This window comes from Staphylococcus sp. GDY8P54P, assembly GCF_017892645.1.
GTDB classification, from domain to species: domain Bacteria; phylum Bacillota; class Bacilli; order Staphylococcales; family Staphylococcaceae; genus Staphylococcus; species Staphylococcus ureilyticus.
The window spans coordinates 1-25510 of the sequence record NZ_JAESLN010000011.1; the positions used below are offsets into that span (position 1 = coordinate 1).

Consider the following 25510-nt stretch of genomic DNA (forward strand, 5'->3'; position numbering starts at 1 on the left):
ACTTACAATCTAGTTTTGAGTTTATAAATTTTATACATGACATTGTCTGGTGACTATAGCAAGGAGGTCACACCTGTTCCCATGCCGAACACAGAAGTTAAGCTCCTTAGCGCCGATGGTAGTCGGACTTACGTTCCGCAAGAGTAGGACGTTGCCAGGCAAATATAAACGGAGGATTAGCTCAGCTGGGAGAGCATCTGCCTTACAAGCAGAGGGTCGGCGGTTCGAACCCGTCATCCTCCACCATTTTAATTTGCCGGCCTAGCTCAACTGGTAGAGCAACTGACTTGTAATCAGTAGGTTGGGGGTTCAAGTCCTCTGGCCGGCACCATCTTTAGAGCCATTAGCTCAGTTGGTAGAGCATCTGACTTTTAATCAGAGGGTCAGAGGTTCGAATCCTCTATGGCTCACCATTAATCAAATAACGCGGGTGTGGCGGAATTGGCAGACGCACTAGACTTAGGATCTAGCGCCTTACGGCGTGGGGGTTCGACTCCCTTCACCCGCATTTGCAGAAGTAGTTCAGCGGTAGAATACGACCTTGCCAAGGTCGGGGTCGCGGGTTCGAATCCCGTCTTCTGCTCCATTATTTTGCCGGGGTGGCGGAACTGGCAGACGCACAGGACTTAAAATCCTGCGATGAGAGATCATCGTACCGGTTCGATTCCGGTCCTCGGCACCATCTTTGAATTAAGCGCCCGTAGCTCAACTGGATAGAGTGCTTGACTACGGATCAAGAGGTTATGGGTTCGACTCCTATCGGGCGCGTAATTTAGATTGCTTCATCCTATGAAAAACGGGAAGTAGCTCAGCTTGGTAGAGCACTTGGTTTGGGACCAAGGGGTCGTAGGTTCGAATCCTGTCTTCCCGATATCTACTAAAATTCATTTAACTAAATGGGGGCTTAGCTCAGCTGGGAGAGCGCCTGCTTTGCACGCAGGAGGTCAGCGGTTCGATCCCGCTAGTCTCCACCATATTTATTGATACAAACTAAATTACAACGGCGGTGTAGCTCAGCTGGCTAGAGCGTACGGTTCATACCCGTGAGGTCGTGGGTTCGATTCCCTCCACCGCCACTATTGTTAGTTGTAAATTATACTCTGGACCTTTAGCTCAGTTGGTCAGAGCTAACGGCTCATAACCGTTCGGTCGCAGGTTCGAATCCTGCAAGGTCCATATAATTTTGGAGGAATACCCAAGTCCGGCTGAAGGGATCGGTCTTGAAAACCGACAGGGGCTTAACGGCCCGCGGGGGTTCGAATCCCTCTTCCTCCGCCATTTTAAAACAATTTAATAGTATAATTATCGTATATTTTTGGAGGAATACCCAAGTCTGGCTGAAGGGATCGGTCTTGAAAACCGACAGGAGCTTAACGGCTCGCGGGGGTTCGAATCCCTCTTCCTCCGCCATTAATATCATTAACGCGGGATGGAGCAGTTCGGTAGCTCGTCGGGCTCATAACCCGAAGGTCGGTGGTTCGAATCCGCCTCCCGCAATTACATAGTTTGGTCTCGTAGTGTAGCGGTTAACACGCCTGCCTGTCACGCAGGAGATCGCGGGTTCGATTCCCGTCGAGACCGCCATTATTTTTAACATTATGGTTCAATAGCTCAGTTGGTAGAGCAATGGATTGAAGCTCCATGTGTCGGCAGTTCGACTCTGTCTTGAACCATTTTATACAAGCCGGCCTAGCTCAACTGGTAGAGCAACTGACTTGTAATCAGTAGGTTGGGGGTTCAAGTCCTCTGGCCGGCACCATTTTCATGGAGGGGTAGCGAAGTGGCTAAACGCGGCGGACTGTAAATCCGCTCCTTCGGGTTCGGCAGTTCGAATCTGCCCCCCTCCACCATTCAATTTAATAGGGGCATAGTTCAACGGTAGAATAAAGGTCTCCAAAACCTTCGATGTGGGTTCGATTCCTACTGCCCCTGCCATGGCGGTTGTGGCGAAGTGGTTAACGCATCGGATTGTGGTTCCGACACGCGTGGGTTCGATTCCCATCAACCGCCCTTATTGATTAATGGGCTATAGCCAAGCGGTAAGGCAACGGACTTTGACTCCGTCACGCGCTGGTTCGAATCCAGCTAGCCCAGTTTTATTGGCGGCATAGCCAAGTGGTAAGGCAGAGGTCTGCAAAACCTTTATCACCGGTTCAAATCCGGTTGCCGCCTCCATCAATTATGCGGGAGTAGTTCAATTTCTAGAACACATTCCTTCCCGGAATGAGATATAGGTGCAAGTCCTATCTTCCGCTCCATTTAATTTAATATTATGCGGGAGTAGTTTAACTCTTAGAACACATTCCTTCCCGGAATGAGATATAGGTGTAAGTCCTATCTTCCGCTCCATTTAATTTATATTATGCGGGAGTAGTTTAACTCTTAGAACACATTCCTTCCCGGAATGAGATATAGGTGTAAGTCCTATCTTCCGCTCCATTATCACTTCCAGGTTGGAAGTTTTTTGTTTATAATATTGAGCCAGCGTGGCGGAATTGGCAGACGCGCGGGACTCAAAATCCCGTTCCTTTTTGGAGTGTCGGTTCGATCCCGACCGCTGGTATAATTAGTGTTTAAATAGAGAGAAAATATCTCAGAAATCCCATATTTATGGGGTTTCTTTTTTTTATGATTTAAAATGTATATGATTTATTTTGAATTCTGGTAGCTAGGTGTATATGCAGAAATTTAATTATTATATCTTAGTTTATAACTTTAAACTTAATATTGTACTTTAGTCGAAAATATAATATTATTAGTCTAATGTTATATTTGGAGGATACAAGAATGGTAAAATCAGGCACAGCTAAAATTACAGGGAAATCATTTTTTGGTAATATTTTACAAGCTGTTGGAGCAGGTGTAGTCATTGCATTAATACCTAATGCATTATTAGGTGAATTATTAAAATTTTTTAAAGAAGGTAACCAATTATTAGAGACTGTTTATCAGTTAGTAGTTTTAATCCAATCATTTATGGCATTTATTATTGGTGTTTTAGCAGCACATCAGTTTAAATTTAATGGGGCTGGCGCCACTATGATAGGTGTTTCCGCTATGATAGGTAGTGGTGCTGTTAAAATGACTGAAGGTGGATTTTTACTTAATGGTACTGGTGATATCATAAATACTATTTTAGTTGTAGTGATAGCTTGTACTTTGTATTTGTTATTACAAAATAAGTTAGGATCACTGGAAATGATTCTATTACCTGTTATTATTCCAGTTTTAAGTGGTGTTATAGGCTTGTTTACATTAGGTTATGTGACAAATGTCACTAAAGGAATCGGTCATATAGTAAATGCCTTTACAGAATTAAATCCATTAATGATGTCAATATTGATTTGTGTTACCTATGCGTTGTTAATGGTTACACCAATATCTGTAGTTGCTATAGCAACGGCAATCAGTTTATCAGGTTTAGGTAGCGGTGCAGCTAATATGGGTATTGTTGCAGCTTGTGTGACATTTTTATTTGGTTCAATTAGAGTTAATGGGGCCGGAGTCAATTTAGTATTGATAATTGGTGCTGCTAAGATGATGATACCTGTTTATTTTAAGCATTTAATTATTGCAATACCGTTAATAATTAATGGAGTGATTGGCGGTTTAATCGCTTACTTTATTGGCATTAAAGGTACACCAATGTCTGCTGGTTTTGGTTATACAGGATTAGTTGGGCCGATTAATGCATTTAATCGAATGGATGGAGATCCTAACATGAATATTATTTTATTAGTATTTGGATATTTTATAATACCATTTGTTTCTGCATTCTTTGTGCATGAAATTTGTAAAAAAATGATGCGTAAATATACAGATGATATTTATAAGTTTGAGATCCCTAAACAATAATGAAATAACAAAATTTAATAGATCATAAGTTTTTGGATTTATTTGTTTTTTAGTATCATTATGTATGATTACAACAGGTATTTAACTTTAAACTGATATAAATAGTTGAAATCAAGACAATACTCAAGCACCTTCATTTTAAATGGAGGTGTTTTTTTAATATGCAGTGAATATTACTGTCATCTCACCATATCCCAAATACCATTTTATGTAATCACATTAACTAGAATTTTTAAAATTAAGAAAAATGACACATATCTCATATTGAATATTTTTGCGTTATTATGTATAATAATGAATATTATGGAAAGGGGATAAATAGATGAAACAAATATTGAAAGTAATTACCGTTTTTTCATTCCTTATAAGTACTTTAATTATTTACATAAATCCAGAAGTAAATGCTAATGAAAAAGACCAATGGCAAAAAATTAAAGAACGTGGTGAATTGCGTGTTGGTTTATCAGCTGATTATGCACCTTATGAGTTTGAACATAATGTTAATGGTAAATCAAAGTATGCAGGTATTGATATTGATATCGCAAAAAAGATTGCGAAAGATAATCATTTAAAACTGAAAATTGTAAATATGCAATTTGATAGTTTATTAGGAGCGATTCAAACTGGTAAGATTGATATCATTATCTCAGGAATGACACCGACACCTGAACGTTTAAAAGAAGTAGATTTTTCAAAACCTTATATGACAGTCGACCAAAAAATGATTATTAAAAAGTCAGAAACTGATCGTTTTAAAACAATAGAAGATTTTGCGAATAAAAAAATCGGTGTACAAAAACAAACACAGCAAGAAAAAATAGCACAAACTGAAATAGATAATGCACAAATTCAATCTTTAACGCGTGTACCTGAAGTTATAATGTCGTTAAAAAGCGGAAAAGTTAATGGAATGGTGATTGAAGGTCCTGTTGCAGAAGCATATTTAAAACAAAATAAAGATTTAACTTTTGCTAATGATGTTAAATTCAATGAAGGTAGAAAGGAAACGGCAATTGCCTTACCTAAAAATTCTCCAATACTCATGGAGAAATTAAATACTTCAATCAAAGATGTTAAAAATAAAAATTTGCTAGAAGATTATAAAGCGTCAGCTGCTGATGCAATGCAAAAAGATGACGGTAATTTCTTTACAAAATATGGTAATTTTTTCCTAAAAGGAATTAAAAACACAATTTTAATTTCTATAGTTGGTGTTGTTTTAGGAGCTGTATTTGGTGCATTGATTGCATTATTAAAACTAAGTCAAATTAAAATATTGAGATGGATTTCTTCAGCTTATATCGAATTTTTAAGAGGCACTCCTTTATTAGTACAGGTTTTCTTAGTTTATTTTGGTACTACAGCAGTATTAGGTCTAGATATCTCAGCTTTAATATGTGGTATGATAGCACTTGTTATAAATTGTTCAGCATATATTGCTGAAATAATAAGAGCTGGTATAAATGCAGTTGATAAAGGGCAAACTGAAGCCGCAAGAAGTTTAGGTCTTACTTATGGTCAGACAATGAAATCGGTTATTTTGCCACAAGCAGTAAAAAACATATTACCGGCTTTAGGTAATGAATTTGTCACTGTGATAAAAGAATCGTCAATTGTATCTGTCATAGGCGTTAGTGAAATAATGTTTAACGCACAAGTTGTACAGGGAGCATCATTTGATCCATTCACACCGCTTATTGTAGCAGCAATTTTATACTTTATACTTACATTTACTTTATCGAGAGTGATGTATTTCTTCGAAGGGAGATTGAAAGTTAGTGATTAATATTAAAAATTTATATAAATCGTTTGGAAAAAATGAAGTTTTAAAGGGAATTAATCTAACTGTGGATAAAGGTGATGTTGTTGCTATAATAGGTCCTTCAGGTAGTGGTAAAAGTACGCTTTTACGCTGTATGAACCTGCTCGAAACACCTACAAGTGGGGAAGTAGTATTTAAAGAGCAAAGTTTAACAAATGAAAAAACTAAATTAGAAGCATTAAGACAACAGATGGGTATGGTTTTCCAAAATTTTAATTTGTTTCCACATAAAAAAGTTATAGATAATATTATATTGGCGCCGAGTTTATTAAAAAAGGGAAGTCAAAATGAATTGAAAAAAGAAGCAATGGATTTGTTGAAAAAGGTTGGATTGGAAGATAAAGCTAATGCATATCCATCTCAATTATCCGGTGGACAAAAACAAAGAGTTGCTATTGCTAGGGCTTTAGCAATGAATCCAGAAGTACTTCTATTTGATGAACCTACTTCAGCATTAGATCCTGAAGTGGTTGGAGATGTTTTAGAAGTAATGAAAGCTTTAGCTAAAGAGGGTATGACTATGGTAGTTGTAACACACGAAATGAATTTCGCTAAAGATGTGAGTGATAAGGTTGTGTTTATGGCAGATGGTGTCATTGTAGAATCAGGGACACCACAAAATATTTTTGAACAGCCGCAACATGATAGAACTAAAAACTTTTTAGCACGTGTTTTATAGTTACAAAATGGACCAAGATGTTATGAAAATGGATTATAGTTATTCATTCATAGCATCTTGGTTTTTTTATATAAAAATTTGAATTCTCGAATTCTCTTATTAATAATGAATGTGTTAAACTAAAGAATGTATGTTTTTAAGGTGGGGTGTAAAAAATGAATATAAATCAATTGAAACAAGATGTTATAGACTATGCACATTCAATTGGTATTGATAGTATTGGTTTTACTACTGCTGACCCATTTGATGAATTAAAACAAAAATTAGTTGATTATCATGAAAAGGGCTATGCTTCAGGATTTGAAGAACCAGACATTGGATTACGTACTGAACCCAAATTAACATTACCTACTGCAAGATCTATCATTGCCATTGCTGTTGGTTATCCTAATAAATTGAAGGGTGCACCTAGAAGTGTGCGTGGAGACAGAAGAGGTATGTTTGCTAGGGCATCTTGGGGTCAAGATTATCATTCAATCATGAGAAAACGTTTAGATAAATTAGCTGAGTATTTAGAGACTAGAGTACCAGATGTAGAAATTAAATCAATGGTTGATACAGGTGTGTTGTCAGACCGAGCTGTAGCAGAACGTGCAGGATTAGGTTATGTAGGTAGAAATGGATTTGTTATAAATCCAGATCTCGGAACATGGACTTATCTAGGTGAAATGTTAGTAAGTGTTCCTTTTCCTCCTGATGATCCAATCATTGATAGTTGCGGAGATTGTACAATATGTGTTGATCGATGTCCAACAGGGGCCCTAGTAGGAGATGGCCAACTAAATAGTCAAAAATGTATTAGCTTTTTAACACAAACAAAAGGTTATCTACAAGATGAATATCGATATAAAATAGGTAATCGTCTCTATGGCTGTGATACATGTCAACAAGTCTGCCCAAGAAATCGTGGTATCAATACACAGCATGATGATATTGTATTAGAGCCAGAAATATTAAAACCAAGGTTAGTACCACTATTACAAATGAGCAATAAGGAATTTAAAAATACTTATGGTCATTTAGCGGGCGCATGGAGAGGTAAAAAACCAATTCAAAGAAACGCAATTCTAGCATTAGCACATTTCAAAGAAGAAACTGCGATACCTGAATTACAAGAAGTCGCATTGAATGATCCAAGACCGATGATTAGAGCTACTGCTTTTTGGGCAATTGGACAAATTCAAGGAGAGCAAGCAAGATCATTTATTGAATCACACTACGAGAGTGAATTAGAGGAAGTCCAACATGAGATGATAAAAGGACTAAATATGAGGAGAGAATAAAAAGCATGACCAACCACATTGTATTATTTCAACCACAGATACCTGGAAATACTGGCAGTATCGCTAGAACTTGTGCTGGCACTTACACACATTTACATCTTATAAAACCATTAGGATTTAGTACAGATGACAAAATGCTGAAAAGAGCAGGATTAGATTATTGGGATGCAGTAAATATCAATTATTATGAAAATATAGAATCGTTTTTTGAAACTACGGAAGGTAAATATTATTTATTAACTAAGTTTGGAGAAAAAACTTATTCTGATTTTGATTTTACTAATGAAGATGAAAATCATTATTTTATTTTTGGTAGAGAAACGACGGGCTTACCTGATTGGGTAAAGGACAAATATAAAGATACAGCTTTAAGAATTCCCATGAATGATAATATAAGATCATTAAATTTATCCAATACTGCTTCTTTACTTATTTATGAAGCATTGAGACAACAAAATTTCCCAAATTTACATTAAAATCTATATTAATCAATGAAAAACGACTTTGACATTTGTATAATATAGTTAAAGCTAAAAGTGAGTATTTGAAAATTTAGTTGATTATTAAAATTAAGTAGTTTATGAAGATAGCTTCAAGGGTATTATTATAAATAATGCTAGAACGCGTCTTAAAAGATTAAGAGGAGTGTAATAACTATGGCAATGAACTTTAAAGTTTTAGAAAACGAAAAAAGTGTAGCAGAATATGCTGCAGATATTTTAAGAAAACAGTTTAACAATAATCCAACTACGATAGCAGGTATCCATTTATCTAATGATAATGCACCAGTATTAGATGAATTAAAGAAAAATGTAGATGATCATGCAGTAGATTTCAGTCAAATTAATATATTAGATTATGATAGCAATAAATCATATTATGAAGCGTTAGGCGTACCAGAAGGCCAAATATATGGTGTTTCATATGGTCAAGATACGGAGTCATTTATAAGTGATAAAATCAAAACTAAAGAAAATAAAGGTAAATTGATTACACAAATACTTTCAATTGATACAAATGGTAGACTTAATGTAAGTATTAATCATGGTCTATTTTCTGCAAGAGAAGTAATTTTAGTGATTACTGGTAGTGAGAAAAAAGATGTTGTGCATAAATTATATGAAGAAAATGGTAAAACTTCTTTTGAACCATCTGATTTAAAAGCACATCGCATGGTGAATGTTATTTTAGATGAGGCTGCTGCTGAGGGTCTTCCTGAAGATGTTCGTCACTATTTCACTGCACGTTTCGCATAAAATTCAAAATGTGAGGTGTAACCAATGACTAATGATAATGTAAATAAAAAGTCTACCAACCATGATGCAGAACCACAAAATGAAATGGTTGATGATTTTGAAGATATTGTAGAATTGGGCAAAGAAATGGAACAAATTTCAGAAGAAAATGATGAAGATAAATTAGATAAATCACATGATTCTAACGTACGTTCAGATTTAGATAATTAAGTTAGTGAGTTTATTTAGTAAGTGAAAAAATTGAAATAAAGTTTAAATTGTTAGTCAATACGTGTGATTTACATTAAAAATTATTAATTCGTTTATAAATACATGGAAGCGTGTAAGTGTTGATCAAATATTAATATTTGATGTCTTACTCGCTTCTATTTTTTTTATAAATGTAATCAATTTGCCACGTTATTAGTATGTGGTTATATGAATATTAAAAAAACAATGCCAACATAAATTTGATTATGTTATTATTAAGTCATTATTTGAATTTAAGGAGTTATCATTAATATGTTAAGTAACTATTGGAAATATCTCATGATATGTGCGGTAATTGTAAATTTAATTTCTATAAAAGGATTTCCTATGGCCATTGGTGCAATATATTTACCAATCTTATTTAAAATTATTCAATTACAAATCAACTTGTCACATGGTCTCGTAGATAAAGTCAATGCTTCTACATTTGTAAAAAGTAATCAAACTGGAATCATTATTAGTGTATTGTGTTGTATTGTTATAACAGTATTATTATTTAAACCGCTTGGTGATTTTTATAATAGTTTAACTGGGTTTTTAGGACTTCTTATCACAGTTAGTCCTGTAACAATGATTATTGGTGCAATACTTTTAATTTTAACTGCAATAGGTATAATACAAGCAGCAAAGATGAAATTTAATGATGTAACAATTACAAAATAATAATGAATGATGTTTAAAAACCAGAGACTAAAATTAGTTTCTTGTTTTATTAATAGTTAGTAATTAATTGTTTGAATGTACAAATCAAAGTTAATAATCAGACATTTTTCAATGGAATGAAAACGCTATATTAAAGAGATTGCCCAGTTAAATTAATTAATGCTATACTAAAGTTAAATACATATTGAAGGGGAGATTTTTAAATGTCAGTTAGAATTGAACATGATACATTTGGTGAAATTGAAGTACCTGCAGATAAATACTGGGGTGCACAAACAGAAAGAAGTAAACGAAACTTTCCTGTTGGCAAAGAACAAATGCCAATTGAAGTTGTTTATGGATTTGCTCAATTAAAAAGAGGGGCAGCATTAGCCAATCATGAATTAGGAAAACTAAGTGACGCAAAAAAAGATGCTATTGTGCATGCATGTGATCGTATCTTAAACAAAGAATTAGATGAACACTTCCCATTAGTCGTTTGGCAAACTGGAAGCGGTACACAAAGTAATATGAACGTCAACGAAGTAGTGAGTTATGTTGCGAACATGTATCTCAAAGAGCAAGGTAGCGATGAATCAATACATCCAAATGATGATGTGAATAAATCTCAAAGTTCAAATGATACTTTCCCAACTGCGATGCATGTTGCACTATATAATGAAATTGAGGTAAAACTTGAACCGGCATTAAAATCATTACGTGATACTTTTAAAGAAAAAGAAGAAAAGTTTAATGAAATTATTAAAATAGGGCGTACTCATTTACAGGATGCTACACCTATTCGTTTAGGCCAAGAAATAAGTGGATGGCGTTATATGTTAGATAAATGTGAAACATTACTTAGTGAATCAAAAGCCCATATTTTAAATTTAGCAATCGGTGGTACTGCAGTAGGTACCGGTATCAATGCGCACCCAGAATTTGGTGATAAAGTTGCTAAATTTATTTCAAAAAATACAGGGTATCCATTTGTATTATCTGAAAATAAATTTCACGCATTAACTGCACATGATGAAGTCGTTCAATTACATGGTTCACTCAAAGCATTAGCTACTGACTTAATGAAAATTGCAAATGATGTGAGATGGTTAGCGTCTGGACCACGTGCTGGACTTGCTGAAATTTCTATACCAGAAAACGAACCTGGTTCATCTATCATGCCTGGTAAAGTCAACCCAACACAATGTGAAATGTTGACGATGGTTGCAGTTCAAGTTATGGGAAATGACACAGTGGTTGGCATAGGTAGTTCACAAGGGAATTTTGAATTAAATGTCTATAAACCTGTTATTTTGCATAATACATTGCAGTCTATATACTTATTAGCAGATGGCATGCAAACATTTAATGATAATTGTGCAGTAGGCATAGAACCAATTGAAGAAAACATTGATAATTATTTAAATCAATCACTAATGTTAGTAACAGCTTTAAATCCTCATATTGGTTATGAAAAAGCTGCTAGCATAGCTAAAAAAGCCCACCGTGAAGGTTTAACATTAAAAGAGTCGGCTGTTCAATCTGGATATTTAACTGAGGAACAGTTTAATGAGTGGATTAAACCTGAAGATATGGTTGAACCTAAGTAATTTTAAAAAATAAAGGAATATCAATATCTTTGATTAACGAAGAAACGTCAATTTCAATAGAAATTGACGTTTCTTCATTTATAAAAGTTTTCAATTACGCTAAACTATTTTTTATATTTATTAGCACCATTATAGAATTACATTTTTTGTTTACTTCTAAGTTAGAGTTAATAATATTAGGGTTTAAGTTATCATTTCCTAAATATAATCAAAAACTGATTAATAGTTTAAAGTTTACCAATTCTGTTTAAGTCTTCAGCTAATATGATATCGGTCTTCTTGTTGAATGAATGCGTAAGTGTCTACATTTATTGTGACTTTTATTAACAACAATGGTGTGTGTACGATAAAATCTATAAAAAGAATTAGAAATGTAACTTTACATATTTAGATTTCATCATCTAAACTAACTGAAATTTTTTCTTGTGTTAAAGGATGAATAAATTCTATTTTGTAACTATTTAATTGAAGTTGTCTTAACGTCGAATCTCCATATAATGGGTCACCGATAACTGGATGTCCAATTTCTGCTAAATGTACACGTATTTGGTGTGTTCTACCCGTATCTAATTTCAAATCGACTTCACATACATTTTCTTTAACCATGCGAGAAGTTAAAATATGTGTAATGGCAGATTGACCTGTAGTAGACACTCGGCGCTTATTCGAGTGAAATTTATCTTTACCTATAGGTGCATCGATGGTTTGTGGTTTTATTGGTAATAAGCTATGTACGTTTGCCTTATAGATACGATCAATTTTATTTTCCTCTAACATACGGTCGAGGATTTTTTTCATTAAAGGATTTTTGGCAACTATTAAAAGACCAACTGTCTCTTGATCTAAGCGATGTATTGGTTCTACATAATCGCTTTTAATGGTATATATCACATGATTCATTAATGTATTACTTTCTTTTAAATCATTGGGATGCGTTTTAACCCCTTTAGGCTTCATAACGATGGCTAGATCATTGTCTTCATAATAAATTTGTGCAAATCGATAGCTTGGTAAATAATTACTCTTTTCATCTGGTGTAGGAATATAAACATGGTCGCCGGTATGTACTTGTGACGTAAGTTTTGCATTTTTATCATTGACTTTAATCTCTTTTGACATATTTAAATTGTGTAAATCTTTTTTTGGCAATTGTAATTGCTGGAAAATTTCTCTTAGTGTTAATGCATTATAATTTTCTGGGATTTGAAATTTCATAATATCCTCCTCTTTGACCAATTATTATCATACCATAAACACGCTGTTAAAAATATTAGACCTTGCGATTGATTTAATAATTTTTCATATTATTTAAGTCCAATTAAAAAGTAATTATTTATCTATTTTTAAATGCTTAACAAACTTGTATAATGTATGTAAATAGTGTTGTTAAAGAATGGACTGGTTAAATGGAAAAACCGACTAGATTAGCATTATTAAAAGAAATTGCTGAATTTTTAAATGAAGAAACAGAAACATATAGTATGCTACAAGGCGCATTGAAATCATTAATTGATGGAAGTGAATTTACAACGGGATGGATTTTTTTCATTGATGATGTGGGGCAGCATGAACTCGTATCATATAATGGTTTGCCAGGCGCATTGGAAAATAACCATTGTCAGTATATGCGAAAAGGAACGTGTTGGTGTGTTCAAGCATATCAAAATAAGAAATTAACGAAGGCTTCAAATATTATAAATTGTTCGAGAATTAATTTAGCGAATCGAGCTTATCATGAAGAAACTGATGGTATTACACACCATGCTACAGTTCCATTAAGATCTGGTGAAGAGCAATTTGGATTACTCAATGTTGCAACGCCTTATACGAGGAGATATAGCGCAGAAAACTTAGAGTTGTTAGAATCTGTTGCATTACAAATTGGATCAGCGATTAAAAGGATTTTGTTAACAGATCAAGAAAAAGAAGCTGCGCGTATTAGTGAACGCAATAGATTAGCAAGAGATTTACATGATTCTGTAAACCAAATGCTTTTTTCTGTTAAGTTGACAGCACATGCAGCATTAGGGATGACACAAGAAAATGTTTCTCGTAAAGCGTTTCAAGTGATTGAAGATACGAGTCAACAAGCAGTTAATGAAATGAGAGCTTTGATATGGCAATTAAAACCCGTTGGATTAGAGCAAGGATTGGTTAATGCGTTAAAACAGTATAGTAAGTTACTACAGTTAGAGTTAGTCGTTAAAGTAGATGGTTTGATTAAACTACCAAGTCAAATCGAGGAAAATGTTTATAGAATTGTTCAAGAAGCGATGAATAACACAAAAAAGCATAGTGAAACCACTCAAGTTCGATTAGATTTAGTTCAAGATGATAATTATTTATTAGTTACGATTGCTGATTTTGGCAAAGGTTTTGATAAACATAAATCAAACCTTTATCACTCACATGGTTTAAATAATATGAAACAACGGACTAAACAGATAAGTGGTAATTTGACAATTGAAGGTGAACCAAACAAAGGTACAAAAATTCATATCTCAATACCGTTATAAAGTGTCGAAAGGAAGGTCAAGATGAATCAAATCATTTTGGTAGATGATCACCATATCGTTAGGCAAGGTTTAGAATTTCTATTATCAACAGTTGATGATATAGAGGTTGTTAAAGGTTTTTCAGATGGCAAATCATTTTTAAAATATTTAGAAGCGCATGAATTACCTGATATCGTATTATTAGATTTAGTGATGCCCAATATGAATGGAATAGAAATCACTGAAATTATGAAGCAAAAATATCCAGAAGTTAAAATATTAGTGCTAACCAGTTATGTAGACGATGAACATGTGATTTCGGCAATTGATAAAGGCGCCGATGGTTATGAAATGAAAGATGTTGAACCTGAGAAGTTGATTAAAACAATTAAAAACGTGTTGTCAGGTGAAAAAGTTATCCATCCACAAGCTCAAAGCGTTATGGAGTCAGTAAGTAGTAAACCGCACTATACAAATAAACTATCTAAACGTGAATCTGAAGTCTTGACAGAAATGGCAAAGGGTAAAACAAATAAAGAAATTGCGGAAACTTTATTTGTCTCAGAAAAAACTGTTAAAACCCATGTCAGTCACATATTCGCTAAATTGCAAGTATCTGATCGCACACAAGCGGCGATTTATGCTATGCAGAATAATCTTATATAAATTATTAGATGTTATGTAAATATTATTTTACATAGCATTTTTTTGTCGTGTATATACTTTTGTTTCAAAATGTATAATATTACTATATAATGTAGCTAATAAACATAAAGGGGGATGTTGTTATGAAGACTAAAAATCTTTCATTGAAAATTGTTATAGCGTTAATACTCGGTATAGCAATAGGGTCTATATTTAACATGTTTGCTCAATCAAGTTTTGTGATCAACGTTGATAAATATGTCTTTAACGTGATTGGGCAAATTTTTCTGAATTTAATTTTCATGTTAGTAGTGCCTGTTGTGTTTGTTTCAATTGTATTAGGTGTAGTAGGGGTGGGTGATCCTAAATTATTAGGTGGTATTGGGTTAAAAACGATTAGTTTCTTTTTAACTACTACTGCAATAGCAATTATAATTGGGATTACTTTAGCTTTAGTTTTACAGCCGGGTGAGGGGAAATCAGATTTATTAAAAAGTGAGGATGTATCAAGTTATCAAAAAACATTAGATAAAGAGGATAATTCACAAAGTTCTGCAGCCAATCAATCATTTGATCAAACATTGATTAATCTATTTCCTAAAAATCCGTTACAAGCTATGAGTGAAGAAAATATGTTGCAAATTATTACATTTGCTATTTTCATTGGAATAGGTTTGATTATGGTTGGTTCGAAAGCTGAAGGGGTTTACCGGCTATTTGAGCAAACCAATGAAGTTTTAATGTATATTGTAACGATGATCATGAGCGTGTTTGCACCTATTGGTACTTTTGGTCTTGTTGCACATGCGTTTACAGGAGCAGGGTTTGGAGCTATCCAACAACTTGGTATGTATTTCTTTATAGTGTTGCTTGCGCTATTTATCCATTTCTTTGTTATATATGGTTCAGCAGTGAAATTTATAGCTAAATCAAGTCCACTGAAATTCTTTAAAGATTTTCTTCCGGCAATTACACTTGGTTTCAGTGCTTCGAGTTCTACTGCCACTTTACCAGTGTCGCTTAAATGTACTAAGAATATGGGTGTTAGACCAGAAGTAGCATCTTTTGTACAACCTCTTGGCGCTACAATCAACATGGATGGTACGGCAATCATGCAAGGTGTTGCAACGATATTTATTGCACAAATATCTGGGGTAGAGCTTTCATTTATGCAAATTATAACTGTTGTAGTCATCGCTGTAATAGCATCCATTGGTACTGCAGGTGTCCCTGGGGTTGGACTGATAATGTTAGCGATGGTTTTAAATGCCGTTGGATTGAATCCAGCAGCAATTGGTATTATCTTAGGTATTGATAGATTGTTGGATATGACGAGAACATCTGTCAATATTACAGGTGATGCTGCATGTGCACTAATCATTTCAAAAGCTGAAGATAAAAAATTAGCTGCTAAAAATGAAAGTTAATTAAATAAGAGATATAAATTAAAGATATTTAAAATTTGAGAGTGGCCCTAACATTGAAATATGCTGGCCACTCTTTTTTGTGATACGTGAGAAGTGTTGCAAATGAGTTGTTGATTTATAAAAATTTTTTTCTTAAAAAATAAACCATCATTATGATAGTTTAGTATTAGATTAACCTGATAGATGACTTATTAAGAATGAAGTACATTGTACAATTCTACAAATTTTTTACCATCTTTTCTAGGAACCTGATCAAATAGCCAAGGCTCTCCATCAGACTCCATAATCGTTATTCTAAAAGGAGTTAAAGATAGACCAAATTTAACACTTTGAAGTTCATTAAAAGGGAATAAACTTTTGATTTCATGATTTTCAATTATTCCTTTTGCTTTAAACGTAATTTTATCATTATATAACGTCAATATGCCTGGAATCATTTGCGCATTAATAAATTTCATAGAAGCACTGATAGAAATTAGTTTTGTTGAAGAATGATTATTCAAAGAAACATCCCCTTAAAATTTGTTTTAGTTAATATATCATTTTGTATAGTGTTATTCAAATTCGTGTTCATTAACAAAAAAGAAAAGTAGTGAATGATATCTATATTTCAACTGATATCAATTCACTACTTATTTGATGAACTACATTTTAATAAGCGCGATTATTTTAACGTGTCGTAATAAAGTTAAATAGGGGTGTAACCTTTAAAATTTACATATTGATAGGCCTGTTTTACTTCAGCCTCGGTAGGTGCTGTTATTTGATCTAAAGCATAAGTTAAACCTAGTGATTGCCATTTATGCACACCTAATTGGTGATATGGCAGTATTTCAAAGCGCTCAACGTTGTCGAGTGAATTTATAAATTCGCCTAACCGTATCAAATCTTTTTTATCATCTGTGAGACCTGGCACTAGTACATGTCTTATCCAAACGGGTTGATTTTTAAGAGAAAGTGTTTTAGCAAAGTTTAATATATGTGTATTAGGTTGGCCAGTTAATTTGTTATGTTTCATATTATCAATATGTTTAATGTCTAATAATATTAAGTCTGTAAACTTTAGCAAAGCATCTAATTGTTTTTCAAAAGTATGTGTATTTTTCGCTGTACCAGCTGAAGTGTCAATGCAGGTGTGAATATCATGTGCTTTTAATGATTGAAATAAGGCGGTTAAAAATTTGATTTGTAATAATGGTTCACCGCCACTGACTGTCACGCCCCCACCTGATGCATCGAAATATGGTTTGAAAGGAGTTATTTCATTTACCATTTCCTCAACTGTGACTGCGCGTGTATAATCATTTATTTTCCAAGTATCGGGATTATGACAGTATAAACATCTTAATAAACACCCTTGAGTAAATAATATATATCGTAGTCCTGGACCATCAACGGTACCCAAACTTTCAACAGAATGTAAATGTCCTTTTAACATATATAAGCCGCCTTAAATTCAAATTACATTTTTTCATGGAAAGTGCGTGAAATAACATCTAATTGTTGTTCGCGTGTTAATTTAATAAAGTTAACGGCATAACCAGAAACACGAATCGTTAATTGTGGATATGCTTCAGGGTGTTCCATTGCATCTAATAGTGTTTCCCTATTAAATACATTAATGTTTAAGTGATGTCCGTGTTGCATTGCATAGCCATCCAACATACTTGTGAGATTTTTACATTGATCATTACTTTCCTTACCAAGTGATTTTGGAACGATGCTAAATGTGTTAGAAATACCATCTTTACAACAATCATAAGGTATTTTTGCTACGGTACTTAGTGAAGAAAGTGCACCTTTTTGGTCACGTCCATGCATTGGGTTTGCACCTGGTGCAAAGGGTTCTCCGGCTTTACGTCCATCTGGTGTATTTCCTGTCTTTTTACCATATACTACATTTGATGTTATCGTTAACACACTCATCGTATGTTCTGAATTACGATAAGTTTTATGACTACGTAATTTTGTCATAAAGCGTTCTACAAGGTCGATTGCTAAATCATCAACACGTGCGTCATTATTACCATATTTTGGGAAATCACCTTCGATTTCAAAATCTGTTACAACGCCATTTTCATTTCGAATAGGTTTTACTTTTGCATATTTGATTGCAGATAATGAATCTGCAGCAACAGAAAGACCAGCTATACCTGTAGCCATTGTTCTAATGATATTTGTATCATGCAGTGCCATCTCAATACGTTCATAACTATATTTATCATGCATATAATGGATGACATTAAGTGAATTAATATATACTCCAGCTAACCAATCCATCATTTTATCAAATTTTTCAAATACCTCATCGAAGTTGAGTACTTCTGATTTTATACTTTCATATGATGGTCCGACTTGTTGACCTGATTTTTCATCTATGCCACCATTAATCGCATATAATAAAGTTTTTGCTAAATTAGCACGAGCACCAAAAAATTGCATTTGTTTTCCAATCGTCATAGCAGATACACAGCATGCAATACCATAATCATCATCATAAGATTCTCTCATTAAGTCATCATTTTCATATTGAATTGCGCTTGTTTTTATACTCATTTTTGCACAATATGTTTTAAAATTGTCAGGTAGGCGAACTGACCATAATACTGTGAGGTTTGGTTCAGGTGCTGGACCTAAATTATCTAGTGAATGTAAGAAACGGAAAGAGTTTTTAGTTACCAATGCACGTCCATCAATACCTACACCTCCAATTGATTCTGTTACCCAAGTAGGGTCACCAGAAAATAATTCGTTATAATCAGGTGTTCGAGCAAATTTAACGATACGTAATTTCATAATAAAATGGTCAATGATTTCTTGTACTTCACGTTCTGTAATCAATCCATTGTTTAAATCTCTTTCAGCATAGATATCTAAAAATGTTGAAGTACGGCCTAAGCTCATAGCTGCACCGTTTTGTTCTTTAATGGCAGCTAAATATGCTAAGTATAACCATTGTACTGCTTCTTTAAAGTTATAGGCTGGGCGACTTAAATCAAATCCATAAATATTACCTAATGTTTTTAATTCATTTAATGCTCGGTATTGTTCAGACAATTCTTCGCGTAATCGGATGACATCTTCTGACATTTCTTTAGACATATTGTTGAAATCTTCCATTTTTTTCTGCATTAGGAAGTCTACACCATATAAAGCGACTCTGCGATAATCTCCAATAATACGTCCACGGCCGTACGCATCTGGAAGTCCAGTAATGATTCCAGCCTTTCTGCAATTTAACATCTCTTTGGAGTATGCATCGAATACTCCTTGGTTATGCGTTTTACGATAGTCAGTAAATATTTTTTCAGTTTCACTATCTAGGTCATAACCATACGCTTCGCAAGCTGCTTTGGCCATACGAATGCCACCAAAAGGTTGCATCGAACGTTTGAATGGTTTATCGGTTTGGACCCCAACAATGCTTTCTAATTCTTTATTTAGATAACCTGCCTCGTGAGAAGTGATGGTAGAAGGAACTTTTGTGTCCATGTCCCACATTCCACCGCGATCACGCTCTTCTTTAGACAATTGCATGACTTGATCCCAAAGCTGAGTTGTTGCCTCTGTAGGACTTGCTAAAAATTGATCATCACCTTCGTACAATGTGTAATTGAGTTGAATAAATTCTCTTACATCTACATGATGTTGCCAGCGACCTTTTTTAAAATCATTCCATGCTGTGGATTGCATATTATTTTCTTTTAACATATCATTACCTCCAAAAGTATGTTATTTTTTTCACAATAATTATATCATTTGTTTTGTTAAAAAAATCACAAAGTTTTTGAATAATTTTAATCTAAAATGTGAAAGCTTTTGGAATCTGTATTAAAAAGTAATACACTTAATATCAATTGTAGTTCTGTTATAGAACAGTTTTTAATGTGTATATAATGATATGTCATACACAAAACAATATATAAAGTAGATTGGCAAAGGTGTTTAGTAAAAAGTGAAAACAACCATAAATTAAAGTTAAGTAGTGTTGATTGGTTGAGGAATTATAATTATTTAATTGCACAGCTTAACGAAGACGCGTTGATATACTATTAATTTTTTAAGAAGGGATATTGTAAAAGTTAAAATTAAAGAAAGTAAGTAAGATGCTTAAAAATGTCAAAGTTTCTTTTTAAAGTTGTTGAGATTGCGTTGCGCTTCGAATAAAAAGACCTGAGGCAGATATCGGTCTCAGGTCTTTTAAAGTTTTTAATTAAAAACAATAGTCTTACTACTCGCAGTGACAATTACCTTATGCAGCACATGATATTCGACAGCTTGAGCTAACACACTTGATTCAACATGCCGACCAATTTTACGTAAATCTTGTACATTGTACCGATGATTAATTCTTATAACGTCTTGATCTATGATAGGGCCCTCATCTAAATCAGAAGTAACATAATGACTTGTTGCTCCGACCAATTTAACACCGCGTTCCCATGCTTGTTTATAAGGGTTAGCACCTATAAATGATGGTAGGAATGAGTGATGAATATTGATGATTTGGTTTGGATAGTGACTGACAAAATGGTCGGATAGTATTTGCATGTATTTTGCTAAAACAATGAGTTCAACTTGATGCTCAGAACAAACATCTAGTATTTTTCTTTCCACAATCGCTTTATCTTCGTTGCTCGGTATGTAATAAAAAGGGATATGAAGCGTTTCTGCGAATTGTCTATTGTTTTCGTGATTGCTAACGATACACACAATTTCGGCAGGCAATTCATTTCTGTTAACACGTAATAAAATTTCGTTGAAAGCATGATCTTCCTTAGAAACAAAAAGTGCTATTTTTGTATGTTGTTGATTGTCAAAGAGTTTAAAATCTATTTGATGTGTTTGCAACGTTGTTTCTAAATCTTCTTTCAATGATGGTACATTTTCAAATTCCAATCTCAAATATAATTGACCTGTAGCATTTGGTGAATGGTCATATTCTGTAAAATGATCTAAATGTAGAATATTAGAATCATATTGAGCAATTTTATTAGTAATTAATGAAGTAATACCGACTTTATCTGTACAAGTTGCAAGTAATATATATTTCTCTGTCATTTTTTTACACCTCAATTATTAAAGTAACCCTGATTATAATGAAAATTCTGAAAAATGTAAATAAATGATTAATTTCTATTATTTAAGGCAAATGGTATGCCAAAAAGTAAAATTTAAGATATAATAATAAATGGTGTTTTTATATCAAAAGAGTAATAAGTGAAAAATATAATCACATTTCATACTTGTTATACGCTTACAATAAAAGTACTAAAAATGTTTAAGTTAATTATAAGATATAAGATTGATTATTTAGATAATTTCGCAAATAACAAAAAACAACGAAAATATCATTTCGCTCTTTTATTTTATCGCAAATTGTATTAAGATGTAATTTGTGTTTCAAGAAACGTGTATTATTGCAATTTCTTGTGTCCGGATAAAATATTCTTTTATGAAAGGTAGATTAAAGTAATGGATAGACAGAGTTTTACAGATTTAATTCAAACAAAATTTAAAATGGTGCGCATCGAAGCGGGTTATACGCAAGATACGATGGCACAAACAATTGGTCTTTCAAAAAAGACACTAGTACAAATTGAAAAAGAGAGAGTATTGCCAAACTGGACAACATGTGTGTCAATTTGTGCATTATTTAGAGATTCTGATGTTCTAAATAGTACTTTCGGATGCGACCCATTAGAAATGGTACAAACAATTTCACGTAACCATTGTGCGTATCCAAATCATTCGACAACAAGTGATATATATTGGAACACAGTTGATACGCGTAACGGCTATATTTTACAAAGCAACAAAGTAAGTGATATCTACCGTGTACTAAATCAGGAAACACAACCTATTTTTGGTACTTCTAAATTAAGAGAAGCTGAAACATATTTTGGTAGAGTTTCTAAAGAAGAATTAATGCACGTATAAATAAATGTACTGTGTGATAGAAGAATCATTATTTATAACATTAACTAAAAAAGTTATGGCGTATATATTGAATGGTTTAGTCACTATAGTTAATTGAAATCGGTCATGAACTAATGAACTGAACTTAATAAGTAAGTTGATATAGTTTTTGACCCATGATAAAAAGAATACATCATTTTAAGAGCGAACACGGGAAATCAAATGTTGATTGATTTCTAAATCGCTCTTTTTTTTATTTCTGTATTTTTACTAATACAAATTGAATGTACTCATAATGATTGCTACCAGCAATTTTATTTTGAAAAATAACAAATAGTATGCACATTTTTATGTTATATGTTATACAATGTAAAAATGACTGATATGATTGTACCTTCAGTTTATAACAAATTTTATTTGAAGGAGAATTAACTATGCACGCTTTTTTAATAATTATAGCGATGATGATTATTGGAGCAATAATAGGTGGCGTCACAAATGTAATTGCTGTAAGAATGTTATTTCATCCGTTTAAAACTTATTATATTTTTAATAGACGAATTCCTTTTACACCCGGGTTAATACCAAAAAGAAGAACAGAAATTGCAGATAAAATTGGACAAGTTATTGAAGAACACTTATTAACTGAAACGTTAATTAAGTCAAAATTAAATGCACCTAAATCAAGAGAAGCAATCGAATCACTAATCTTAAAACAGATCCAAAAATTAAAAGCAGATCATACGACAATTCAATCGTTGACGAAAAATTTCGATGTTGATGTTGTACAGTTTACTAATGATAAAATGTATTCAGTTATCAATAATAAATTAGAACAATATTATGCTGAACATAAAGAAACCCCTATAAATCAACTGATTCCTTCAGATATTGAAGAAAATATTGATGCAAAGGTAGATGGGGTGCCTGAGTTATTATTTGAACGCGCACGTGTTTATCTTAAATCGGAAAAAGGTGCTGCTGATATAGCATCTATGTTAGATACTTTCTTTAATGAGAAAGGTAAAATCGTAGGTTTGCTACAGATGTTTATGACAAGAGAAAGTATTGCAGATCGAATACAACATGAATTGATTAGATTAACAAATCACCCCAAAGCTAAAGCAATTGCAAAACAGATTATTGAAAATGAATACGCTACATTTAAAACAAAAGCGTTAGTAGATGTCATCAATGAAGATCAATTCGACTCGCTTAAGGTAACGGTTACCGAATTACTAATAAACTATGCAAACATAGATAGTATATCGAATCGACCATTGAAAGAATTAATGCCAGAATTTATAACATTCTTAGAAACAAAAATTTCAAAACAACTTACGGAATTAATTATTGATAAAGGATCTAAGCATATTTCTCCAATCATGAAAAAAGTTAACCTAAGACAAATGGTTGAAGAACAAATAAATTCATTTGATTTAGCATATATTGAACGTTTAATCATAGATATCGCAAATAAAGAATTGAAATTAATTATGCTTTTAGGCTTTCTATTAGGTGGCATCATAGGTTTATTACAAGGCATAATTGCAATTTTTGTATAACATATTAAATTATGTTATTGTAATATCGATGTGGTTATAACACATATACAAATAAAGGAGTGAAGCACAGTGGCAGTAAATTTATACGATCATGCAAATCAATTAGAACAAGCTTTAAGAGAAAGTGATGAATATCAAGCAATACAAAAAGCTTATGCTAAAGTAAAAGAAAATGATGAATCAAAAGCACTTTTTGATGAATTCCGCGAAACACAATTAAACTTCCAACAAAAACAAATGCAAGGTGAAGAAATTGGTGAAGAGGAATTACAAAAAGCTCAAGAACAAGCACAAAAAATCGAAAATGATTCTAACATTTCAGAATTAATGGCTGCTGAGCAAAACATGAGCCAAGTATTCCAAGAAATTAATCAAATCATTGTTAAACCTTTAGATGAAATTTACGCTGACTAATTAATTAATCAGAATGATTATTTTAAAAGTAATCTAAAGTTCTTATAAAAAGTTAAAAATATTTAATATGTTGCCATATAATGATTTTCAAAATTAATATATGGCAACAACCATAGTTTGAAGGAATATATGTACTTTTATTCAAGCATATGTATGATAAACTCAATATATTGAGAAATGAAATACAAAAGAATTGATGCCAATAAATGAATTCTTTAATTGCTGGATAATGGTTCATGTTTTATTCAATGAATCATGGTTAATATTGAATTTAAAGCTGAGACATTTATTTATGTTTCAGCTTTTTTGTTTTATCGACTGTACAATAGTCGGTGTGGTAAAATAAAGAGATACGAGGTATTAGCGTGTACATAGGTGTTAGTCCATTTTTTAAGTCTCAATATCAATGCCTGTTTTTCATGCTTTTTATAAAAACCTTTAAATAAAGGAGAACTATAAATATATGGTTAAATTTATTCATTGTGCAGATTTACATTTAGATAGTCCATTTAAGTCTAGAAGCTACTTAAGTCAATCGATATTTGAAGATATGCAAAAAAGCGCATATGAAAGTTTCAAAAAAATCGTGGATTTAGCGTTAAATGAAGAAGTAGATTTTATGATTATAGCAGGGGATTTATTTGATAGTCATAACAGAACCCTCCGTGCTGAAGTGTTCTTAAAAGAGCAATTTGAAAGACTGGCAAAAGAACAAATATTTGTTTATCTTTGTCATGGTAATCATGATCCATTATCTTCATCTATAGGAACTGAGTGGCCAGATAACGTTTCGGTTTTTTCTGAAAATGTAGAAACATATCAAACAATTACTAAAAACGGTGAAGAAATATATTTACATGGTTTCAGTTATCAAAATGAAGCGAGCTATGAAAATAAACTTGATGCCTATCCGTCAAGTCAAGGTCAAAAAGGTATTCACATAGGTATTTTGCATGGTACATATAGCAAAACGAACACAAAAGACCGATATACTGAATTTAGATTAGAAGATTTAAACAATAAACTTTATCATTATTGGGCACTTGGTCATATACACGAGCGACAACAACTAAGCGATATGCCTCAAATTCATTATCCAGGTAATATTCAAGGTCGTCATTTCAAAGAAACTGGAGAAAAAGGTTGCCTATTAATAGAGGGCGATGATTTACATCTAAATGCTAAATTTGTGCCAACACAGTTTATTCGTTTTGAAAAGGCTGAAATAGATACAAACATGACTTCAAAACAAGGTTTGTTTGACGCAATACAAGATTTTAAATCACAAGTTAGAGCTGAAGGTAAAGCAATTTATCAATTAGTAGTAAATGTCAATTCAGATGAAATTATTTCTGATCAAGATTTAATGCAAGTGCATGAAATGATTAGTGAATATGAAGAAAATGAGCATAATTTTGTGTTTATAGAAGATCTGAATATAAAGAATAAAGATGATGAAAAAACGACCCTTGTCAAAGAATTTTCAGCAGATTTGATAGAAGATAATTCAGTTTATGAGTTAGCTATGAATGATTTATATCTTAATCCAAAAGCTTCTAAATACCTAGAAAATTATGATGATTTTGATCGTCGAGAATTAATTAAACGCGCTGAATTATTATTAAAGTCAGATATGAGGGGGGAGTAAA

At 32.9% G+C, this 25510-nt stretch carries 21 protein-coding genes, 26 tRNA genes and 1 rRNA gene; 43 read left to right on the forward strand and 5 right to left on the reverse strand.

Annotated elements, in window-relative coordinates:
• The first annotated feature begins 45 nt into the window (after positions 1 to 45).
• The 36 genes from rrf to fumC all read left to right on the forward strand — a co-directional run bounded on the left by rrf (position 46) and on the right by fumC (position 11396).
• Positions 46 to 160: ribosomal RNA gene (gene rrf, locus KA883_RS07145) — 5S ribosomal RNA — on the forward strand.
• Between the two features lie 10 nt (positions 161 to 170).
• A tRNA-Val gene (locus KA883_RS07150) sits at positions 171 to 246 on the forward strand.
• Between the two features lie 9 nt (positions 247 to 255).
• Positions 256 to 331: transfer RNA gene (locus KA883_RS07155), tRNA-Thr, on the forward strand.
• Between the two features lie 6 nt (positions 332 to 337).
• A tRNA-Lys gene (locus tag KA883_RS07160) sits at positions 338 to 413 on the forward strand.
• Positions 414 to 426: 13 nt separating this feature from the next.
• Positions 427 to 508 (forward strand) — tRNA-Leu (locus tag KA883_RS07165).
• A 3-nt stretch (positions 509 to 511) separates the two neighbouring features.
• Positions 512 to 586: transfer RNA gene (locus tag KA883_RS07170), tRNA-Gly, on the forward strand.
• A gap of 7 nt (positions 587 to 593) precedes the next feature.
• Positions 594 to 682, forward strand: a tRNA-Leu gene (locus KA883_RS07175).
• A 12-nt stretch (positions 683 to 694) separates the two neighbouring features.
• Positions 695 to 768, forward strand: a tRNA-Arg gene (locus KA883_RS07180).
• A 29-nt stretch (positions 769 to 797) separates the two neighbouring features.
• Positions 798 to 871: transfer RNA gene (locus KA883_RS07185), tRNA-Pro, on the forward strand.
• Positions 872 to 898: 27 nt separating this feature from the next.
• A tRNA-Ala gene (locus tag KA883_RS07190) sits at positions 899 to 974 on the forward strand.
• Between the two features lie 28 nt (positions 975 to 1002).
• Positions 1003 to 1076, forward strand: a tRNA-Met gene (locus KA883_RS07195).
• A 26-nt stretch (positions 1077 to 1102) separates the two neighbouring features.
• A tRNA-Ile gene (locus KA883_RS07200) sits at positions 1103 to 1176 on the forward strand.
• Positions 1177 to 1185: 9 nt separating this feature from the next.
• Positions 1186 to 1278 (forward strand) — tRNA-Ser (locus KA883_RS07205).
• 39 nt (positions 1279 to 1317) lie between these two features.
• A tRNA-Ser gene (locus KA883_RS07210) sits at positions 1318 to 1410 on the forward strand.
• A 13-nt stretch (positions 1411 to 1423) separates the two neighbouring features.
• A tRNA-Met gene (locus tag KA883_RS07215) sits at positions 1424 to 1497 on the forward strand.
• 11 nt (positions 1498 to 1508) lie between these two features.
• Positions 1509 to 1584: transfer RNA gene (locus KA883_RS07220), tRNA-Asp, on the forward strand.
• Between the two features lie 16 nt (positions 1585 to 1600).
• Positions 1601 to 1673: transfer RNA gene (locus KA883_RS07225), tRNA-Phe, on the forward strand.
• 10 nt (positions 1674 to 1683) lie between these two features.
• Positions 1684 to 1759 (forward strand) — tRNA-Thr (locus tag KA883_RS07230).
• A gap of 7 nt (positions 1760 to 1766) precedes the next feature.
• Positions 1767 to 1850: transfer RNA gene (locus tag KA883_RS07235), tRNA-Tyr, on the forward strand.
• A gap of 11 nt (positions 1851 to 1861) precedes the next feature.
• Positions 1862 to 1935, forward strand: a tRNA-Trp gene (locus tag KA883_RS07240).
• Between the two features lie 2 nt (positions 1936 to 1937).
• Positions 1938 to 2010 (forward strand) — tRNA-His (locus KA883_RS07245).
• 12 nt (positions 2011 to 2022) lie between these two features.
• Positions 2023 to 2094: transfer RNA gene (locus KA883_RS07250), tRNA-Gln, on the forward strand.
• Positions 2095 to 2101: 7 nt separating this feature from the next.
• Positions 2102 to 2175, forward strand: a tRNA-Cys gene (locus KA883_RS07255).
• A gap of 8 nt (positions 2176 to 2183) precedes the next feature.
• Positions 2184 to 2258 (forward strand) — tRNA-Gly (locus KA883_RS07260).
• 16 nt (positions 2259 to 2274) lie between these two features.
• Positions 2275 to 2349 (forward strand) — tRNA-Gly (locus KA883_RS07265).
• 15 nt (positions 2350 to 2364) lie between these two features.
• A tRNA-Gly gene (locus KA883_RS07270) sits at positions 2365 to 2439 on the forward strand.
• A 41-nt stretch (positions 2440 to 2480) separates the two neighbouring features.
• Positions 2481 to 2563, forward strand: a tRNA-Leu gene (locus KA883_RS07275).
• A gap of 224 nt (positions 2564 to 2787) precedes the next feature.
• Positions 2788 to 3855, forward strand: a complete 1068-nt coding sequence (locus tag KA883_RS07280) for a PTS sugar transporter subunit IIC (RefSeq protein ID WP_046207642.1) — start codon at positions 2788 to 2790, stop codon at positions 3853 to 3855.
• A gap of 322 nt (positions 3856 to 4177) precedes the next feature.
• Positions 4178 to 5641, forward strand: coding sequence for an ABC transporter substrate-binding protein/permease (locus KA883_RS07285; protein ID WP_046207641.1), 1464 nt, complete (start codon positions 4178 to 4180; stop codon positions 5639 to 5641).
• Positions 5634 to 6356, forward strand: a complete 723-nt coding sequence (locus tag KA883_RS07290; protein ID WP_046207640.1) for an amino acid ABC transporter ATP-binding protein — start codon at positions 5634 to 5636, stop codon at positions 6354 to 6356. The genes KA883_RS07285 and KA883_RS07290 overlap by 8 nt, the downstream gene beginning before the upstream one ends.
• Before the next feature lie 155 nt (positions 6357 to 6511).
• Positions 6512 to 7639, forward strand: a complete 1128-nt coding sequence (gene queG / locus KA883_RS07295; protein ID WP_046207639.1) for a tRNA epoxyqueuosine(34) reductase QueG — start codon at positions 6512 to 6514, stop codon at positions 7637 to 7639.
• A gap of 5 nt (positions 7640 to 7644) precedes the next feature.
• The gene (trmL, locus tag KA883_RS07300; protein ID WP_046207638.1) at positions 7645 to 8115 is read left to right on the forward strand and encodes a tRNA (uridine(34)/cytosine(34)/5-carboxymethylaminomethyluridine(34)-2'-O)-methyltransferase TrmL; all 471 of its coding nucleotides are present in this window, start codon (positions 7645 to 7647) and stop codon (positions 8113 to 8115) included.
• A 180-nt stretch (positions 8116 to 8295) separates the two neighbouring features.
• Positions 8296 to 8895 (forward strand): sugar phosphate isomerase family, encoded by a 600-nt coding sequence (locus tag KA883_RS07305; protein WP_046207637.1) that lies wholly within the window; start codon positions 8296 to 8298, stop codon positions 8893 to 8895.
• A gap of 24 nt (positions 8896 to 8919) precedes the next feature.
• The gene (locus KA883_RS07310) at positions 8920 to 9105 is read left to right on the forward strand and encodes an SAS053 family DNA gyrase inhibitor (protein WP_046207636.1); all 186 of its coding nucleotides are present in this window, start codon (positions 8920 to 8922) and stop codon (positions 9103 to 9105) included.
• 291 nt (positions 9106 to 9396) lie between these two features.
• Entirely contained in the window at positions 9397 to 9807 is a 411-nt protein-coding gene (locus KA883_RS07315; protein ID WP_046207635.1) for a hypothetical protein, read from the forward strand.
• Between the two features lie 203 nt (positions 9808 to 10010).
• A complete protein-coding gene (gene fumC / locus KA883_RS07320) occupies positions 10011 to 11396 on the forward strand; it encodes a class II fumarate hydratase (RefSeq protein WP_046207634.1) in 1386 nt (461 codons plus the stop codon).
• Between the two features lie 387 nt (positions 11397 to 11783).
• On the opposite strand, the gene KA883_RS07325 is transcribed toward fumC, so the two are convergent.
• On the reverse strand, positions 11784 to 12611 hold the full coding sequence (locus KA883_RS07325; protein WP_046207633.1) for an RluA family pseudouridine synthase: 828 nt from the start codon (positions 12609 to 12611) through the stop codon (positions 11784 to 11786).
• Between the two features lie 191 nt (positions 12612 to 12802).
• Between KA883_RS07325 and KA883_RS07330 the strand changes: the two genes are divergently transcribed.
• From KA883_RS07330 to KA883_RS07340, 3 genes are all read left to right on the forward strand, one after another.
• Positions 12803 to 13912, forward strand: a complete 1110-nt coding sequence (locus KA883_RS07330; RefSeq protein ID WP_046207632.1) for a GAF domain-containing sensor histidine kinase — start codon at positions 12803 to 12805, stop codon at positions 13910 to 13912.
• Between the two features lie 21 nt (positions 13913 to 13933).
• Entirely contained in the window at positions 13934 to 14557 is a 624-nt protein-coding gene (locus KA883_RS07335; RefSeq protein WP_046207631.1) for a response regulator, read from the forward strand.
• Positions 14558 to 14679: 122 nt separating this feature from the next.
• Positions 14680 to 15963 (forward strand): dicarboxylate/amino acid:cation symporter, encoded by a 1284-nt coding sequence (locus tag KA883_RS07340; RefSeq protein ID WP_046207630.1) that lies wholly within the window; start codon positions 14680 to 14682, stop codon positions 15961 to 15963.
• A 191-nt stretch (positions 15964 to 16154) separates the two neighbouring features.
• Here the strand turns inward: KA883_RS07340 and KA883_RS07345 are convergent, their stop codons facing one another.
• The 4 genes from KA883_RS07345 to purU all read right to left on the reverse strand — a co-directional run bounded on the left by KA883_RS07345 (position 16155) and on the right by purU (position 21024).
• A complete protein-coding gene (locus KA883_RS07345; RefSeq protein WP_225309945.1) occupies positions 16155 to 16466 on the reverse strand; it encodes a hypothetical protein in 312 nt (103 codons plus the stop codon).
• Positions 16467 to 16651: 185 nt separating this feature from the next.
• Positions 16652 to 17401 carry a pyruvate formate-lyase-activating protein gene (gene pflA, locus KA883_RS07350; RefSeq protein WP_046207629.1) on the reverse strand — a complete coding sequence of 250 codons (750 nt, stop codon included), beginning with the start codon at positions 17399 to 17401 and terminating at the stop codon, positions 16652 to 16654.
• Between the two features lie 23 nt (positions 17402 to 17424).
• Positions 17425 to 19674 carry a formate C-acetyltransferase gene (pflB, locus tag KA883_RS07355; RefSeq protein WP_210139934.1) on the reverse strand — a complete coding sequence of 750 codons (2250 nt, stop codon included), beginning with the start codon at positions 19672 to 19674 and terminating at the stop codon, positions 17425 to 17427.
• Between the two features lie 498 nt (positions 19675 to 20172).
• A complete protein-coding gene (gene purU / locus KA883_RS07360) occupies positions 20173 to 21024 on the reverse strand; it encodes a formyltetrahydrofolate deformylase (protein WP_046207627.1) in 852 nt (283 codons plus the stop codon).
• A 414-nt stretch (positions 21025 to 21438) separates the two neighbouring features.
• Here purU and xdrA point away from each other — a divergent pair, with 414 nt between their 5' ends.
• The 4 genes from xdrA to KA883_RS07380 all read left to right on the forward strand — a co-directional run bounded on the left by xdrA (position 21439) and on the right by KA883_RS07380 (position 25509).
• Positions 21439 to 21903 (forward strand): XRE family transcriptional regulator XdrA, encoded by a 465-nt coding sequence (xdrA, locus tag KA883_RS07365; protein WP_019468125.1) that lies wholly within the window; start codon positions 21439 to 21441, stop codon positions 21901 to 21903.
• Positions 21904 to 22316: 413 nt separating this feature from the next.
• Complete coding sequence (locus KA883_RS07370) at positions 22317 to 23447, forward strand: DUF445 domain-containing protein (protein ID WP_046207626.1); 1131 nt, start codon at positions 22317 to 22319, stop codon at positions 23445 to 23447.
• Between the two features lie 69 nt (positions 23448 to 23516).
• Positions 23517 to 23861 carry a YlbF/YmcA family competence regulator gene (locus tag KA883_RS07375; protein ID WP_019468127.1) on the forward strand — a complete coding sequence of 115 codons (345 nt, stop codon included), beginning with the start codon at positions 23517 to 23519 and terminating at the stop codon, positions 23859 to 23861.
• Between the two features lie 463 nt (positions 23862 to 24324).
• Positions 24325 to 25509, forward strand: a complete 1185-nt coding sequence (locus tag KA883_RS07380; protein WP_046207625.1) for a metallophosphoesterase family protein — start codon at positions 24325 to 24327, stop codon at positions 25507 to 25509.
• The last annotated feature ends 1 nt before the right edge of the window (position 25510 follow it).

Coding starts and splice junctions, on each gene's coding strand:
- KA883_RS07280 (WP_046207642.1), top strand. CDS start 2,788: ATGGTAAAATCAGGCACAGCTAAAATTACAGGGAAATCATTTTTTGGT.
- KA883_RS07285 (WP_046207641.1), top strand. CDS start 4,178: ATGAAACAAATATTGAAAGTAATTACCGTTTTTTCATTCCTTATAAGT.
- queG (WP_046207639.1), top strand. CDS start 6,512: ATGAATATAAATCAATTGAAACAAGATGTTATAGACTATGCACATTCA.
- trmL (WP_046207638.1), top strand. CDS start 7,645: ATGACCAACCACATTGTATTATTTCAACCACAGATACCTGGAAATACT.
- KA883_RS07305 (WP_046207637.1), top strand. CDS start 8,296: ATGGCAATGAACTTTAAAGTTTTAGAAAACGAAAAAAGTGTAGCAGAA.
- KA883_RS07310 (WP_046207636.1), top strand. CDS start 8,920: ATGACTAATGATAATGTAAATAAAAAGTCTACCAACCATGATGCAGAA.
- KA883_RS07315 (WP_046207635.1), top strand. CDS start 9,397: ATGTTAAGTAACTATTGGAAATATCTCATGATATGTGCGGTAATTGTA.
- fumC (WP_046207634.1), top strand. CDS start 10,011: ATGTCAGTTAGAATTGAACATGATACATTTGGTGAAATTGAAGTACCT.
- KA883_RS07325 (WP_046207633.1), bottom strand. CDS start 12,611: ATGAAATTTCAAATCCCAGAAAATTATAATGCATTAACACTAAGAGAA.
- KA883_RS07330 (WP_046207632.1), top strand. CDS start 12,803: ATGGAAAAACCGACTAGATTAGCATTATTAAAAGAAATTGCTGAATTT.
- KA883_RS07335 (WP_046207631.1), top strand. CDS start 13,934: ATGAATCAAATCATTTTGGTAGATGATCACCATATCGTTAGGCAAGGT.
- KA883_RS07340 (WP_046207630.1), top strand. CDS start 14,680: ATGAAGACTAAAAATCTTTCATTGAAAATTGTTATAGCGTTAATACTC.
- pflA (WP_046207629.1), bottom strand. CDS start 17,401: ATGTTAAAAGGACATTTACATTCTGTTGAAAGTTTGGGTACCGTTGAT.
- pflB (WP_210139934.1), bottom strand. CDS start 19,674: ATGTTAAAAGAAAATAATATGCAATCCACAGCATGGAATGATTTTAAA.
- purU (WP_046207627.1), bottom strand. CDS start 21,024: ATGACAGAGAAATATATATTACTTGCAACTTGTACAGATAAAGTCGGT.
- xdrA (WP_019468125.1), top strand. CDS start 21,439: ATGGATAGACAGAGTTTTACAGATTTAATTCAAACAAAATTTAAAATG.
- KA883_RS07370 (WP_046207626.1), top strand. CDS start 22,317: ATGCACGCTTTTTTAATAATTATAGCGATGATGATTATTGGAGCAATA.
- KA883_RS07380 (WP_046207625.1), top strand. CDS start 24,325: ATGGTTAAATTTATTCATTGTGCAGATTTACATTTAGATAGTCCATTT.